The sequence below is a fragment of the Yersinia sp. 2545 StPb PI genome (assembly GCF_052217125.1).
GTDB lineage: Bacteria > Pseudomonadota > Gammaproteobacteria > Enterobacterales > Enterobacteriaceae > Yersinia > Yersinia enterocolitica_E.
In genome coordinates, this window is record NZ_JAZGPY010000001.1 from 362,495 (window position 1) to 377,768 (window position 15,274).

Genomic DNA, 15,274 nt, shown 5'->3' on the forward strand with positions numbered 1-15,274 from the left:
TGCTATTGATGCCGAAGGAAAACCAACTCTGCCTATCGGCCACGCTACAGTCGTGGCCGATTCCATTTATGGCGCAACCGTGGGCCCCGCCGATCACAGAAGATAATCTTTCATTGTTAACTATGAGTTCTATCATGGCTCAGTTTACATCCCTTCAGGAAGAGAAGATATTGCCATTAAAGGTGACGGCAAGAGACCATGAGTTATTAGAAAAGATGGCACAAGAGCTGCCCAATGTAAGTTCGACGTCGGATCCTGTTTTCAGTCAGGCGATGCAGTTAATTGATAGTACCAGAGTCCTGGATCAGAAAACGTGGACGCAACAATTTCCAGCAATCAGTGACGCCCGAGTCGGGCGAATTGTGGATTTTTATCTACAACTCCATGCTGTAGAGGGATTGGAGTCTGCAAATAGTTTAGATGATTTATCACATTTAAGGCCTGGGTTAACCGCGGCTCAAGGGTATGAAAAAGCTCGTGTTATCAGCCTGGAGCGGGATATCCTGTTTAAGTTATGCCAAAAGAGCCTGACACTATCCACAGCAGAAAAACTGACGCCACTCGCCGCCCTGAGTCTTGCCTGGTGGTTGAATCAAGAGTATCAGCCCACGCTGGCTGAATTATCCATGGCAGTTTATCGGCCTGAAAATAAAGAGACCAAGCTTCAGGCGGCGATACTTTATAACCATTCCCATTATGGCAATCGCTATGGTGAAACAGCAGGAATTTCCACTGCGGATTTAAACGATTGGGGGCTGGAGCATCTAGATTCGCCGGAACTAGCGGTTTCCAGAGCGGCCAGGGTGTTAAGGGTTATCCATGAAGGGATGGATGCTCAGCCTACGATATTGCAAGCACCAGAGGCCTATCTTGCTAATGGATTTGCACCGAAAAATGCCCAGGGCAGCTATCTGAAAAAGGAGTCGCTGGAATTGGGGGAAATGATTTTAACCGGATGCGGACAGATTGGATTTGATGCCTGTAGCCAACAGGATTTCACTCAATTTATCGATTTCGAACACGCAGTAGGCAGTTTGGCGTTTTCGCTCAAAACTACACTTAAGTTACATTATCAATTGCAAGGTAGGGCTTTTGATGAGTTGGTAGATAAGAATACCGAGCAACTGTATACATTATTACTTCAGGAAGAAGAGCAATTACATAAGAGCGGTGGAGCGCGCTACAGTCCGACGGCAATCTTCTTATCTCACTTCAGCCAATCTAATGAAGTCGAGCCTCTGACCGTAGAGCAAACGGCTGGTGTCATCAAAAGAATAGCCGGATCAATCGATGTGTCCCATTTGTCTGAGTCAGCTCAAGTCACCTTTAATAGAATAAATCTAATGGTAGACAACGTCGTTGCCGGTACAGCCATTGACGTGGAACATGAAAGATTTGTATCGGACCTTAAATCGCTGGCTCAACTTACTGAGCAAAGCCACCCCTTATATATTTTGGCGCATTATCGACTTTATAAAACAGCGCAAGAAAAAATAGAGCGACAACTCGCTTATCTCGATATGCGTCTAGCCTATCGCCATCTTCCCGCCGCTTTTGATGACGATCAGGCGATAAGAGAGATCCTGACAGAGGCTGGGGTGGAAAAAGTCGATGATTCCAGAGCTTATTATTACCGTTATAGCGACCCGCATAAGCAAAATGATTCACCTGTTAATGAATTTAAACGGCGTCGGGATGCAAGCAATCGCTTTGTCGCCAATATGTCGATGCCTGGTAAGAACGGTAGGTCGATTGATGTTTATAAGACGCTAGATGCGAAAAAAACTGAATATCATGAGTGGATAAAATCGCATCCGGCAGTTCGCTCTCAGGCAATCAAAACATTAATTGAGAAAGGTCAGCGGCCAGAGAGTGGTGCGCTACAAGATAAAATCAATGCCCTTGCCAAGGACTATCGGCCAGAAACTGAAAATTCGCGTTTTTGGCGCACGGCCTGGACATCGTTAGAAGAGAGTTGGGTGTGTAAACTCCCACTACCTAACCCGATGTGTACTATCGCCAGAGTCGAAGGTCCGCGTTCCCGTAACGAAAATGAAAATATGGCAGCGGGTATGGTGGCTATGGTGATGGAGGCGGGTCAGCTCAGGGGAATGGAACGCGGGGTGAAATTGATTGAAAATTCGCCACTGGGCGTAAAGCCATCGGGTCCTTTGGCTCCTCCGTCACGGCCTGTTATACCTTCCCGTTTGCCGGTTGCGGAAGGCGAAGTGATACCAACGCGTCAGACGATACCAAGCCCGCCTGGAAAGCCAGTTGAAGTGCAATGGGTTGAGCTAAAAGATCCACTCGTCTCTGGTGGAATGCGTGAAGCTTGGGTCAGACAGGGGGGCGGCGCGACCTATTGGGAAGTCGACTTAACCACCGGTAAGGACGTGGGTGTTGTCTTGAAACAAGGCCCTGAATTTAGCCGGCAGGGCAGGTTACCAGGGGGCGGGCCCAATCGCTTTACCGAAACTCATATATTAACCAACGCCGACTTTGATTGGCTGGAAGAAAGTGCATTAAGACCCGCCAGCAAAGGGGATGCTCCCTGCGCTTTAACCTCATCGGGCATATTCACTTACCTGAATACCAGTGAAATGAGTTTAGCTGAGAAATTTTTTGGGCCGTTACGTGATAATGTCGCCGCCTCAAGAACCTCCGGAAAATTTTTGCATCAGATTCTTGAACAATTTAAGGCCGAGGGTATTCAAACAGATGTGTCAATATTTCAGAAAAATCTAAGAGACCCTCTGAGTTCCTTTAATCAAGCAATCGAATCATTTCCGGAGAGAGTAAATGTTTATCCTTTGGATTTGAATGCGATAAAAATGGAAATTAGCAGTTTAAAACCTGGCGAAAGTATGATGTTTTTTCCTGAGCGAGCACATGTGATTACCATAGTGCAGACCGCCAACAAAGAAGGGTTGTACGTTTTTGATACAAATTTAATGAATGTAGAACAGCTGAAGTTAATGGATCCTAGGGTAAGAAAGTTCTATAAAGACCTGGTTCCTGAACTGATCATCCAAGAAGACAAAAAATACCTTTCTGGGCAAGATGCAGCAGTGTTACTTGATATGTATTTCAGGTCATCCAGTGAACGTAATAATACTGGTGCTGCAATTATCCGTTATAAGGGACGGACTGCCCAAGCTCATCAATAATAAAGAACAGCGTAATAAAACGACTTCATTTTGTGGGGGGTAATAAAAAGCAACCTGATGTCGCTGGGGAGCTAATCTGCGCTACAATGCCCCCTTATCTACGAATTAGCGGGGAGCGATATTTTCTTCCCGGCAGGGAGCAAACTGCATGTCTACCGGTGATGCATCAATTATAAAACCTATCCAATGGTGTGCCATTGAGCAGCCGAATTTACCAACTGTTATCGCTGATTGGTTGATGGAGTTGGGGTCGATGACCCGGCGTTTTGAGCAGCATTGCCAACGGGTTCATGTCGAACCCCAGCGAGAATGCTTTATTACGCGTAATGAGTTAGGGGAAGATGCGGAGCACTTACCTGTAAGCGAACGCTATTGGCTGCGGGAAATCATTTTGTGTGGTGATAATGAGCCTTGGCTGCTTGGTCGCACGGTTATCCCCGAGCAGACACTGTCTGGGCCGGATAGGGCGCTGGTGGATTTGGGCACCCTCCCACTCGGGCGCTATTTATTTGGTGGGGACAATTTAAGCCGTGATTATATTCAAGTGGGGCGGCAGAATGAACTTTGGGCGCGCCGCTCATTGCTGCGTCTGTCAGGCAAACCCCTGTTACTGACGGAAGTTTTTTTACCGGCCTCGCCACTGTATTCGGTTTAAGCCGTAGTAAGATTTTGGAGATGGATAAATTGAAGGGAAGTACTGTTCAGACCAAATGGCAGGCTTATTGCCGTTTAATGCGGATTGATAAGCCTATTGGCTCGTTATTGCTATTGTGGCCGACGCTGTGGGCATTATGGCTGGCAGGGCAGGGTATCCCAGAAACCAAAATACTGATTGTGTTTGTGTTGGGTGTGTTTTTTATGCGTGCGGCTGGTTGTGTCGTCAATGATTATGCTGACCGAAATATTGATGGCTTTGTAAAACGCACCGCATCCCGCCCGTTACCCAGTGGCATTATCAGTGAACGAGAGAGCAAAATCCTGTTTGTCGTTTTGGTACTGCTCTCGTTTGGTCTGGTGTTAACCCTTAATAGCATGACCATTTGGTTATCATTGGCAGCACTGGCGTTAGCCTGGATTTATCCGTTTATGAAGCGGGTCACTCATCTACCCCAAGTGGTATTAGGCGCAGCTTTTGGTTGGTCAATTCCGATGGGATTCGCTGCGGTGAGTGAGAGCTTACCCTTGGTTTGTTGGCTGTTATTGCTGGCGAACATCTGCTGGACCGTCGCTTATGACACGCAATACGCAATGGTTGATCGCGACGATGACCTGAAAATTGGAGTTAAGTCCACGGCGATTTTATTTGGTCAACATGACAAGCTGATTATAGGTTTACTGCAACTGGCTACACTGGTGTTGATGGTTGCTATCGGCTGGCTGATGGGGTTGGGCGGCGCATTCTATTGGTCAATCCTGCTGGCGGGTGCCTTGTTTATCCACCAACAAAAGATGATTGTGCAGCGTGACCGCGACGCCTGCTTCCGTGCGTTTTTGAATAATAATTACGTAGGGCTGGTGTTGTTTTTAGGGATTCTGATTAGTTATTGGCAGTAAATACGTTTCTGGAAAACAGTCAAAAAAATGGCCAGATGATGAATCCGGCCATTTTTGTTTAGCGGCTTGAGGAATCAATCTTCCGATTTATCCTCTGCCTCGGATTCTGGCCGTTGATTGCTGGTTTCGGCTGGCATACTGACACTCTCGATAGTCAGTTTCACTTCCGGCGTCATCAACGCACTCAGCATATTGTAAACTTCCAACGTATGTTCCTGAACCGCGTCACCACTGTCACTGATATATCCCTCTTCACGCAAGGTACCGACCAGTGTTGAAAATACCGCTTTATCGAAGAATTCTGGTGCGTTAATCCCGTGCAGAACAGACAATCGCTGCGCCATGATACGGCTCTCTTTCTCCAGCGCTCCACGGTTAATGCTCGGATTGGCACTGAGCAGCGACAGGGTAATCGCGTATCGTTGCAGGGTTTCCCGCACACCGGCGGCCAGTAATTGCAGTGGGCGAATTCGGGCCGGATTCAGCACTAGTTCGGTCCCTTTGTCACAAATCAACTGCTGGCGGGCCAGTTCATCTATCAGCGTGTCCAGCGTCTGTGGTAACTGCTCTTTGCTGTAATGCAGGAACAGTTCAGCTTTCAACATCGGATAAATCATACTGATTTGGCGCAACAATTCGTCACGGGTAATGCGGCGGTGGTACATCACCATGCTGGCTATCAGTGACGGTAGCATCAGTAAGTGCTGGATATTATTGCGATAATAGGTCATCAGCACGGCTTGTTCCCGTGGCAGGATGATAATGTCACCAATGTTGTCTTTCTCCACCTCAAACTTATTCATATTCAAGGCGTGATTAAGTAACTCTTCCGGTGTTTTATCCGGCACAGTGACATCTTTCGCATAAGGCACATTACGCATCAGTTGCAGATAGCAATCAAGTTGCTCAAGCAACTGCTCGCGGGTGAGTGAACGCTGACGTGAGGCTAACAATGCGGTAGAACACAAGTTCATGGCATTCGCTGCTGCCGCATTATTTATTCTCACCATGATCTTACCGGCCAAATCATTTACCGCCGGTGTCAGCCAGCTTGGGCGCTGAGCTTCAATCGGATCAATGGCATCACGCCATTGCGGTACATTGGTGTTCAGATAGGTGGTCAACGGGATCGGTTCACCAAAGTTGACATAGCCCTGACCGAGGTTACGCAACTTACGCAAGCCCCGCAGCATCTGCAACAGGCTCTCTTTCTCTTTGGTCGCACCACGCAGCTCTTTGGCATAGGTACCCACTTCCATCACATGTTCGTAACCGATATAAATCGGCACCAAAGTGATTGGACGTGAGCCACCACGCAACATCGCCTGAATGGTCATCGACAGTGTGCCAGTTTTTGGCTCCAGCAGGCGGCCGGTACGTGAGCGGCCTCCTTCAACAAAGTATTCAACTGAATAACCACGGGTGAACAGTTCACCTAAATACTCGCGGAAAACCGTTGAATAGAGTTTGTTGCCTTTAAAGGTGCGACGAATAAAGAACGCGCCCAAACGGCGGAAGATAGGCCCGGCAGGCCAGAAGTTAAGGTTAATCCCAGCGGCAATATGCGGCGGCACCAGCCCTTGATGATAAAGCACGTAGGAGAGCAGCAGATAATCCATATGGCTGCGATGACAAGGCACATAGACGATTTCATGGCCATCTTGCGCCAACTGCCGCACCCGTTCTGCATTATGGACGTTAATACCTTGATACAAACGGTTCCACGTCCAGCTCAATACTCTGTCAGACAGGCGCACGGCTTCATATGAGAAGTCGGCTGCGATCTCTTCCATCAGCGTAATGGCATTTTGCTGTGCTTTCTCATGGGAGATTTTCTTGGTCCGCGCTTCATCGGCGACGGCCTTTTCAATCGCCTTTGATGTCAGCAACTTTTTGAACAGATCCTGCCGGGCAGGCAGACTAGGGCCAACCGCTGCCAGGCGTTGACGGGAGAAGTGCATCCGCGCTACGCGAGCCAGTTTGTGGGCGATAGTTTTATCGGTACCGTGCTCGCTGGCCATCCTGCGCAGTGAAACTGTGGTAGAGAAACGCACAAAACTATCGCGACCCAGCCACAATACCGCGAAGAATTTTTGCACTCCGTTAAGCACGCGCAGATGGGGTGTTCCGTGGCCTTCACGCCCCGGCGAACGACCAAACATCACGGAAACCGGTAACATCTGGATATCTAACTCGGGATTATTGCGGTGCAAATCCAGATAGTCGTGGAACAGCTTTACCGATTCCTGTTTAGGCGCGTAGTAGCGAAAGACCCGCGGGCCATTATCGATAAACACATGGCTGGGCAGTTGCACTCCATCGATTTCCAATGGAATCAATGGGTCGGGCAGGTCTTGTGCTTGACACTGCGCTCGCAAAGTCAGCAAATCAGCCTTAGAATTGTAAGGCAAAACGTACAGAATAGGACGAGAGGGGTCTAGCCCTAACTCAGTCACAGGGTCTGCCGGAATAACCTTGCTTTTTACCAACATTTTAAGTGGTAAATTCAATAACTTATAATATATTTTACGCCAACCTGACATAACTACATGAAGCCTCTTGTTAGCAATTCGTCGCAAGGATACCAGAAACTGGTTTTGAGATCTGTGGTGATAAGACAACAGAAAGCGGCAAAAATCATCATTAACTTAAGATAAAGGCAATAAAACATGGCGAATCAATCAACAGGGCTGGCCCGAGTCTATAAAGCGGCCGGTTATTCTGTGAAAGGCTTAACGGCTGCCTGGAAAAACGAAGCGGCATTTCGTCAGGAAGCTGTTGCTGCCATAATCGCTATCATACTGGCCTTCTGGCTGGATGTAGATGCTATCGCACGCCTTTTATTAATTGGTAGCGTGGTTTTAGTGATAATTATCGAAGTCATTAACAGTGCGATTGAGGCGGTAGTGGACAGGATTGGCAGTGAGTTCCATGAGCTATCGGGCCGCGCCAAAGATATGGGGTCCGCGGCGGTATTCCTCGCTATCTTGTTAGCGTTATTTGTTTGGATAACCGTACTTTGGCAGCATGCCGGTTAATGTTATGACGAACAATGCCGCAGAAATAAGCTGTGATTAATCCCTGTTTTTATTCACTCTTTGGTTCCCAACACCCGCTTACCTGTATATACTCACAGCAAGACTGTATAAACAAACAGGGGGCGGAATGAAAGCACTTACTACCAGACAGCAAGAGGTTTATGACCTGGTTCGCGATCACTTAGCGCAAACCGGCATGCCACCGACCCGTGCCGAAATTGCGCAGCGTCTGGGGTTTCGCTCTCCTAACGCCGCTGAAGAGCATTTAAAAGCACTGGCCCGTAAAGGCGTCATTGAGATTGTTTCTGGCGCTTCCCGTGGCATTCGTTTGCTGATGGAAGAAGAAGATGGCCTGCCACTGATTGGTCGGGTTGCCGCAGGTGAACCTTTGCTGGCACAGCAGCATATCGAAGGGCACTACAAAGTAGACCCATCAATGTTTAAACCGAGTGCAGATTTTCTGTTGCGGGTTAATGGGATGTCGATGAGAGATATCGGTATTCTGGATGGCGACCTATTAGCGGTGCATAAAACGCAAGATGTGCGTAACGGGCAAGTTGTAGTGGCACGAATTGATGATGAAGTGACGGTAAAACGCTTGAAAAAACAAGGTAATATCGTACAGCTTTTGCCAGAAAATAGTGAGTTCCAACCGATTATTGTCGATCTGCGCGAACAAAGCTTCACTATTGAAGGATTGGCCGTCGGTGTTATCCGTAATGGTGACTGGATCTAACATTAGCGTTTTATATTGAACTGATAAGCCGTTCCTGCTCAGGAGCGGCTTTTTATTATTAATGACCCCATTAAACGATTCAGACGCCCAAATTAATTGACGTTGCAGGCAGGCAGCCGCAAAGAAGCTCGCTAATTCCGATCAATGCTAACGACAAGTAGATGATTTGGATGACAAATCTGCGGGGAGAAAATTTGAATGCTGCTTGCTGCGGCCTCTCAGAGGTGATGTCTGGGAAGGGGCCAAGTAACAAGTACAGCTAGCCTGCTACAGCTCCAAGTATGGAAAAGTTATTTAGATTGAGACGATTCCGACAATAAGTTATTACCTACTGTTTTAACTGAATAATATCAGTGCTTATTTTTACTTTATAGCTATAATCTCAGTGATTAATATTATCCTGACTTTAATTGCTAGTATCCTCTGCTATAGTTATTCGTACGGTAAGCGAAACAACGAAGTTTAATTTTAAATTATGACTGTGAGTGACTAATTTAAATGTGGTTGTTTTTATCAATAGAGAATGTTTATCGTATTGAATTAAATAAACTGACTAATCCCAAGGTAACGGAGATATTATGAATAAAGATCAAGCCGACGGTAACTGGAAGCAGTTTAAAGGTAAAGTGAAAGAAAAATGGGGCAAGCTGACTGACGATGACTTAACGGTAATCGAAGGTAAGCGTGACCAGCTAGTGGGTAAAATCCAGGAGAAATACGGCTATCAGAAAGAGCAAGCCGAGAAAGAAGTCAAAGCCTGGGAAGACCACAGCAAATATCGCTGGTAACAGCATTAAATGGAATTAAACTGATATTGATATAAATTAATCGGGTCTCTCGTTTCATAGAATATGCATTGTTAATCAACCCCGTCTAGTTATTGGTGTATCAACTCCAATTATATTGAAGCGGTGAGGTTATTTTAATAAAAGCTATTCTAGCTCACCTGTATTTATATCTACATCTGCACAAGGACGTGCCTTATTATTAATTATTACCCTGTCGCATTGCTCGCGGCAGTCTACTTTTTGCTAACCGATATATACCCACCAGGGATCTCTATCTATACCCTAAATAATTCGAGTTGCAGGAAGGCGGTAACCGATTTGTACAGCATTTATGCTAGCCCGCTGGGTGAGCCTCAAGGGTGAGCCTCATTAATCCCGATGAGCTTACATGAGTAAGTGATTCGGGTTATTGAGAGCAGCCAACACACATGCAGCTTGAAGTATGACGGGTATAAGGCAAAAGTAATTGGAGAGCAGCTAACATTGCTGCAACTTCAATTAGGTACGCAGCTATTTCTTTTTAGTAACAATAGAGTGGTCATGGTCACAATGCTCATGGCTTTCGCATGCTTCAACTTCCCCGCATTCAGCACATAAACCGTGCGCTTCAACCACACTGTGACGCAGCACAAAACCTGATTGTTTTGCTAACTGTGACAATGCCTCTTCAATGCCCACTGTGGTGCGTTCAGTGACTATTTTGCACCGATCACAGATAAATAGCGCTGAAGTATGGGTTGGCTCTTCAAAATGATGACATAGCACATAACTATTAGCTGACTCGACGCGGTGAATAAACCCTTGCTCCAGCAAAAAATCCAATGCGCGATAAACAGTTGGAGGCTTGGCTTGTGGTTCAGACACACGCAACAAATCCAACAGGTCATAGGCACTGATTGCGCCAGGTTGTTGTGCCATTAAGCGTAGTACTTCAAGACGTTGCGGTGTCAGCCGGACGTTACGTTGTTGACACAGACTTTCAGCCTGAGCCAGCAGCTTTTCCTCATCGATAGGTTTCATGATATCCATCCCGCAGCATTTGAATTGAATTGATTTTACCATATTTAGCGTTAATCGCCGATAGGTGAAAAAACGAGGGGAAGGTGGGTATCACACTTTTGTTAATTCACAGGATTCGATGACAGAACGATCAGTCGTAGAGTTCAATTATCACACAGGCAGCTATGGTCAGCTTCTATGGTATAATTACTCATTCCATCCCTTTGTAGGGTTCGCTCGGCGGGCAACTTTAAAGGGTATTTGATGAAATAATAACCGATGAAATCACCGTAAATGCACGCAGCCCAGACTTTTTCCAGCACCCCGGCCAATAAGCCACACTACCCTCTACAACGTTTTTCCGTCGCGCCGATGCTCGATTGGACCGATCGTCATTGCCGTTATTTTCATCGTTTGTTAACCAAGCAGACCTTGTTATATACCGAAATGGTCACCACCGGTGCCATTATTCATGGTAAAGCTGACTATCTGGCTTATAGCGAACAGGATCATCCGGTGGCACTGCAACTTGGAGGCAGTGACCCGCAGGCGCTGGCCCATTGTGCCAAATTGGCTGAACAACGCGGCTACAATGAAATAAACCTAAATGTGGGTTGCCCGTCTGATCGGGTACAAAATGGTCGTTTTGGCGCTTGCCTGATGGGTGAGGCTGAACTGGTCGCTGACTGCATTAAAGCTATGCGCGATGTGGTTTCTATTCCTGTCACCGTTAAAACTCGTATCGGCATTGACCAACTGGATAGCTATGAGTTCTTATGCGAGTTTGTGCAAACGGTGGCGGACCGTGGCGAATGCGATATCTTTACCATTCATGCTCGCAAAGCCTGGCTCTCAGGGCTTAGCCCGAAAGAGAACCGTGAAGTGCCACCGCTGGATTATGAGCGGGTTTATCAGCTCAAGCGTGATTTCCCAACACTGACTATTGCCATTAATGGTGGTGTGAAAACGCTGGCTGAAGCCAAAGAGCATCTTAAACATCTTGATGGGGTAATGATGGGCCGTGAAGCCTACCAAAATCCAAGCATTTTGACCCAAGTGGATCGCGAACTATTTGATGTAAATGCCCCAGTGGTCGATAGCATTAAGGCGATTGAAGCGCTTTATCCTTATATCGAACAGGAGTTGTCTCGCGGCGCTTATTTGGGCCACATCACCCGGCATATTCTTGGGATTTTTCAGGGAATTCCTGGTGCGCGTCAATGGCGTCGCCATCTAAGCGAAAATGCCCATAAGCCTGGTGCTGGCGTTGCTGTAGTAGAGCAAGCCTTAGCGCTGGTCACTCGGCCTTATACCCTTCGTCCTTGAAGTCGCAGGGTTGTTAGCTACGCTAGTGACTCGGCCCATCCGGTGGGCCTCGCAAGGCGAGGCCGCTGCAAGCAGCGTTCAAATCACTTGACTGTGTAAGCTCATCGGGATGCGTTCACTTGCTGCCTACCTGCGACGCCAATTACTTTGAGTATAATAGAATAGTAAATTAGCTATAAGTTAGTCAAATTGACCATGCATATCCATTTTTCTGGTAGATGTTAATATTACTTAATCATTAAATTCAATGAATTAGCTGATATGTTAAAGTTGGCATGCTTCTTGTAATACTTCTTATAAAATCCCCGATTTGTTCGTTATATTTAATGATGTGGTTGTGGGACATACACAATTATTAAGGAGCCAGCCATGTTTGAAATTCTCTTTGTTATCGGCTTTTTTATCATGCTGATGGTAACCGGTATTTCCCTGTTAGGGATCTTCGCTGCATTACTGGTGGCTGCTGCTTTTATGATGGTAGGGGGCTTATTCGTCATGATGATTAAGCTGCTACCTTGGTTGATTCTGGCGGTTGTGGCCGTCTGGATATGGCGTTCGATGCAGAAACCGATAGTCCGGCGTTACTAAAATTTCCCTTTCTTGCGGTAGCGATCACAGCCTGAAAGATTAGTGGGGCGAATCAGAGGGAAAACGTATTTTTTCTCGGGCGTGCTTGCTAGGATGCTAACCGATACGATTTGGTATCGCATTTTCATCCCTGCCAGAGGTAAAAATAGCCGTATAAACGGCAGTTAGCTCTGACAGAATACGCTGCTGTACCCCTACATGTGCATCAAAGAAAGCGTTGTAAAGAAGGGCTCCCTAATCGGAGCCCTTTGTTTTTTCAACAATATTACCTTAGGAATGGCCAAACAACTCAGGGTATCAGCAAGCTGGATCCTGTGGTCTGGCGGCTTTCTAGGATTTGATGGGCACGGTGAGCATCACGCAACGGGAATTGCTGTGCTTTTGCCACATCGACATTAATGGCTCCGCCAGCAATCAGTGAAAACAGTTCGTGGCTGGCACTTGCTAACTCTTGCCGATTGGTGACATAAGTGTTGAGGGAGGGGCGAGTAACATATAGCCCGCCTTTTTGGTTCAGGATGGCAAGATCTACTCCTGTCACTGGGCCGGAGGCATTACCGAAACTCACCATCAAGCCTCTGCGCTTAAGGCTATTAAGCGAATCCAGCCAGGTACTTTTCCCAACCGAGTCATACACCACACCCACTTTCTCGCCATTAGTCAGCTCTGCCACCCGCTCGGCGATATTTTCTGTACGATAGTTAATCGTGGCCCAGGCGCCAGCGGCTTTTGCCAATTCGGCCTTTTCATCAGAGCCAACACTGCCGATAAGCTTAGCACCAAGCGCTTTCGCCCACTGGCAAGCAATTAGTCCGACACCACCCGCCGCCGCATGGAATAGGAATACCTCACCCGGTTTTATCTCGTGGGTTTGGCGCAACAGATAGTGGACGGTCAGCCCTTTGAGGAATGATGCTGCGGCCTGCTCGAAAGAGATGTTGTCAGGAAGTATGGCAATCTTCTCTGCCGCAACATTATGCACTTCGCTGTAAGCCCCGAGAGCTGATTGGGCATATACCACCCGGTCACCGACATTGATTGTGTTAACCGACGAACCAACTTTAGTGACAATTCCCGCCGCCTCTGTTCCCAACCCACTGGGAAACTGTGATGGTGAATAAAGCCCACTGCGAACATAAGTATCGATATAGTTAATACCGATCGCTTTGTTTTCTACCTGAACTTCATGTGCTGCAGGGTCAGAAGGGGTAAAGTCAAGGTATTGCAACACTTCCGGCCCGCCAGTGGTACTGAATTGGATATGCTTTGCCATGGTAGCTCCTATAGATAGGTGTATTTTCACCCTACAGGGTTCTGCACGGAGTGCCAAGATCTGGCTAATACCGATATGTAATAGGGAATATTATTACCTCTGCGAATAAGACGGTGCGGCAATGTGGGCGGCATTTTTTTTCCTCATCAGCGAACTTTCTGAACTCATCAGCTCCATTCATTTGCGGTCTACCTGCAACTCCAATTACTTTGTGTATATACTAGGCCGTTATATTTTCTATTCGATATTTTCCTATCGCAACAAAGGTAAAGAACACTCTTCATGGCCGCAAAAAAACCAACCAACAATATGACAGAGCCACGAGACCGCCAGATGGAAGGGCTGAAACTCCCGCCTCATTCGCTGGAGGCAGAGCAGTCCGTGTTGGGCGGTTTGATGCTGGATAATGAACGCTGGGATAATGTGTCAGAACGCGTTGCCAGCAATGACTTCTTCAGCCGCCCGCACCGCCGAATCTTTACTGAAATGCAGCGTTTGCTGGAAAACAGCAAACCTATCGATTTGATCACCTTGTCTGAGTCGCTAGAGCAAAAAGGCGATCTGGATTCGGTGGGGGGATTTGCCTATCTGGCAGAGTTATCGAAAAACACCCCAAGTGCGGCGAATATTGGTGCCTATGCTGATATTGTGCGCGAACGTGCGGTAGTTCGTGAAATGATCTCGGTCGCCAATGAGATAGCTGACGCCGGTTATGATCCCCAAGGGCGTAGCAGTGAAGATTTGCTGGATTTGGCTGAATCCAAAGTGTTTCAGATAGCTGAAAGCCGCGCCAGTAAAGATGAAGGGCCGAAAAGTGTCGATCAAATCCTCGAAGCCACGGTCGCGCGAATTGAGCAACTTTATCAGCGGCCCCATGATGGGGTGACCGGTGTTTCAACCGGCTTTACCGACCTTGATAAAAAAACCGCCGGTTTACAGAAATCAGATTTGATCATTGTCGCCGCGCGTCCATCAATGGGTAAAACCACGTTTGCGATGAACTTGTGTGAAAACGCCGCGATGATGCAGGAAAAACCGGTATTGATCTTCAGTTTGGAGATGCCCGGCGATCAGATCATGATGCGTATGCTGGCGTCGCTGTCACATGTTGACCAGACCCGTATCCGAACCGGCCAACTCGATGATGAGGATTGGGCGCGTATTTCCAGCACCATGGGCATATTGATGGAAAAACGCAATATGTACATCGATGACTCATCCGGTCTGACACCGACAGAAGTGCGCTCCCGCGCGCGGCGTATTTTCCGCGAACATGGTGGTTTGAGTCTGATTATGATCGACTACCTGCAATTGATGCGGGTGCCGTCTCTTTCTGATAACCGAACGTTGGAAATCGCCGAGATTTCGCGCTCACTCAAAGCTCTGGCGAAAGAGTTGCAAGTCCCGGTAGTGGCGTTATCACAGCTTAACCGTAGTTTGGAGCAACGTGCTGATAAACGGCCCGTTAACTCCGACTTACGTGAATCCGGCTCTATCGAACAAGATGCGGACTTAATCATGTTTATCTATCGTGACGAGGTGTATCACGAGAACAGTGATGAGAAAGGGATCGCGCAGATTATTTTGGGTAAACAGCGTAACGGTCCGATCGGATCTGTCCGGCTGAAATTTAACGGTCAATGGTCGCGCTTTGATAACTATGCCGGTCCACAGTACGACGACGAATAGTTTCCCCTTAGTCCTTGACGCTGCAGGGTTGTTAGCGGCGATGACTCACGCGGAACCCTCGCTGGCCGGCGACCTGCAACACCAGGTTCTTTGGGTATAACATCAATTATTAAGGA

At 47.4% G+C, this 15,274-nt stretch carries 12 protein-coding genes; 9 read left to right on the forward strand and 3 right to left on the reverse strand.

The window, feature by feature from the left end; translation table 11 throughout:
- Positions 1–8 precede the first annotated feature (8 nt).
- From V1955_RS01555 to ubiA, 3 genes are all read left to right on the forward strand, one after another.
- Entirely contained in the window at positions 9–3,167 is a 3,159-nt protein-coding gene (locus V1955_RS01555; protein WP_442820448.1) for a hypothetical protein, read from the forward strand.
- A 148-nt stretch (positions 3,168–3,315) separates the two neighbouring features.
- Positions 3,316–3,822: a chorismate lyase gene (gene ubiC, locus V1955_RS01560; RefSeq protein WP_420072971.1), complete on the forward strand. Its 507-nt coding sequence runs from the start codon at positions 3,316–3,318 to the stop codon at positions 3,820–3,822.
- Positions 3,823–3,851: 29 nt separating this feature from the next.
- The gene (gene ubiA, locus V1955_RS01565) at positions 3,852–4,721 is read left to right on the forward strand and encodes a 4-hydroxybenzoate octaprenyltransferase (protein WP_083164025.1); all 870 of its coding nucleotides are present in this window, start codon (positions 3,852–3,854) and stop codon (positions 4,719–4,721) included.
- Positions 4,722–4,795: 74 nt separating this feature from the next.
- Here ubiA and plsB read toward each other — a convergent pair whose 3' ends face one another.
- The gene (plsB, locus tag V1955_RS01570; protein WP_372569722.1) at positions 4,796–7,264 is read right to left on the reverse strand and encodes a glycerol-3-phosphate 1-O-acyltransferase PlsB; all 2,469 of its coding nucleotides are present in this window, start codon (positions 7,262–7,264) and stop codon (positions 4,796–4,798) included.
- Between the two features lie 126 nt (positions 7,265–7,390).
- Here plsB and V1955_RS01575 point away from each other — a divergent pair, with 126 nt between their 5' ends.
- The 3 genes from V1955_RS01575 to V1955_RS01585 all read left to right on the forward strand — a co-directional run bounded on the left by V1955_RS01575 (position 7,391) and on the right by V1955_RS01585 (position 9,283).
- Positions 7,391–7,759 (forward strand): diacylglycerol kinase, encoded by a 369-nt coding sequence (locus V1955_RS01575; RefSeq protein ID WP_083162113.1) that lies wholly within the window; start codon positions 7,391–7,393, stop codon positions 7,757–7,759.
- Positions 7,760–7,886: 127 nt separating this feature from the next.
- Entirely contained in the window at positions 7,887–8,495 is a 609-nt protein-coding gene (lexA, locus tag V1955_RS01580) for a transcriptional repressor LexA (RefSeq protein WP_005191485.1), read from the forward strand.
- Positions 8,496–9,073: 578 nt separating this feature from the next.
- Positions 9,074–9,283, forward strand: a complete 210-nt coding sequence (locus V1955_RS01585) for a CsbD family protein (protein WP_004391853.1) — start codon at positions 9,074–9,076, stop codon at positions 9,281–9,283.
- A gap of 510 nt (positions 9,284–9,793) precedes the next feature.
- On the opposite strand, the gene zur is transcribed toward V1955_RS01585, so the two are convergent.
- Complete coding sequence (gene zur, locus V1955_RS01590; protein ID WP_083164027.1) at positions 9,794–10,303, reverse strand: zinc uptake transcriptional repressor Zur; 510 nt, start codon at positions 10,301–10,303, stop codon at positions 9,794–9,796.
- A gap of 273 nt (positions 10,304–10,576) precedes the next feature.
- On the opposite strand from zur, the gene dusA reads away from it, so the two are divergent.
- On the forward strand, positions 10,577–11,608 hold the full coding sequence (dusA, locus tag V1955_RS01595; protein WP_372560374.1) for a tRNA dihydrouridine(20/20a) synthase DusA: 1,032 nt from the start codon (positions 10,577–10,579) through the stop codon (positions 11,606–11,608).
- Between the two features lie 369 nt (positions 11,609–11,977).
- Positions 11,978–12,196, forward strand: a complete 219-nt coding sequence (pspG, locus tag V1955_RS01600) for an envelope stress response protein PspG (RefSeq protein ID WP_083162129.1) — start codon at positions 11,978–11,980, stop codon at positions 12,194–12,196.
- A 289-nt stretch (positions 12,197–12,485) separates the two neighbouring features.
- Here the strand turns inward: pspG and V1955_RS01605 are convergent, their stop codons facing one another.
- The gene (locus tag V1955_RS01605) at positions 12,486–13,469 is read right to left on the reverse strand and encodes a quinone oxidoreductase (protein ID WP_372560375.1); all 984 of its coding nucleotides are present in this window, start codon (positions 13,467–13,469) and stop codon (positions 12,486–12,488) included.
- Between the two features lie 282 nt (positions 13,470–13,751).
- Here V1955_RS01605 and dnaB point away from each other — a divergent pair, with 282 nt between their 5' ends.
- Positions 13,752–15,158, forward strand: a complete 1,407-nt coding sequence (dnaB, locus tag V1955_RS01610) for a replicative DNA helicase (RefSeq protein WP_005191462.1) — start codon at positions 13,752–13,754, stop codon at positions 15,156–15,158.
- Positions 15,159–15,274: the final 116 nt, after the last annotated feature.

Excerpts from the sequence above, each read along its gene's own strand:
- V1955_RS01555 (WP_442820448.1), top strand. The coding sequence starts at position 9 with ATGCCGAAGGAAAACCAACTCTGCCTATCGGCCACGCTACAGTCGTGG.
- ubiC (WP_420072971.1), top strand. The coding sequence starts at position 3,316 with ATGTCTACCGGTGATGCATCAATTATAAAACCTATCCAATGGTGTGCC.
- plsB (WP_372569722.1), bottom strand. The coding sequence starts at position 7,264 with ATGTCAGGTTGGCGTAAAATATATTATAAGTTATTGAATTTACCACTT.
- V1955_RS01575 (WP_083162113.1), top strand. The coding sequence starts at position 7,391 with ATGGCGAATCAATCAACAGGGCTGGCCCGAGTCTATAAAGCGGCCGGT.
- lexA (WP_005191485.1), top strand. The coding sequence starts at position 7,887 with ATGAAAGCACTTACTACCAGACAGCAAGAGGTTTATGACCTGGTTCGC.
- V1955_RS01585 (WP_004391853.1), top strand. The coding sequence starts at position 9,074 with ATGAATAAAGATCAAGCCGACGGTAACTGGAAGCAGTTTAAAGGTAAA.
- zur (WP_083164027.1), bottom strand. The coding sequence starts at position 10,303 with ATGAAACCTATCGATGAGGAAAAGCTGCTGGCTCAGGCTGAAAGTCTG.
- dusA (WP_372560374.1), top strand. The coding sequence starts at position 10,577 with ATGCACGCAGCCCAGACTTTTTCCAGCACCCCGGCCAATAAGCCACAC.
- pspG (WP_083162129.1), top strand. The coding sequence starts at position 11,978 with ATGTTTGAAATTCTCTTTGTTATCGGCTTTTTTATCATGCTGATGGTA.
- V1955_RS01605 (WP_372560375.1), bottom strand. The coding sequence starts at position 13,469 with ATGGCAAAGCATATCCAATTCAGTACCACTGGCGGGCCGGAAGTGTTG.
- dnaB (WP_005191462.1), top strand. The coding sequence starts at position 13,752 with ATGGCCGCAAAAAAACCAACCAACAATATGACAGAGCCACGAGACCGC.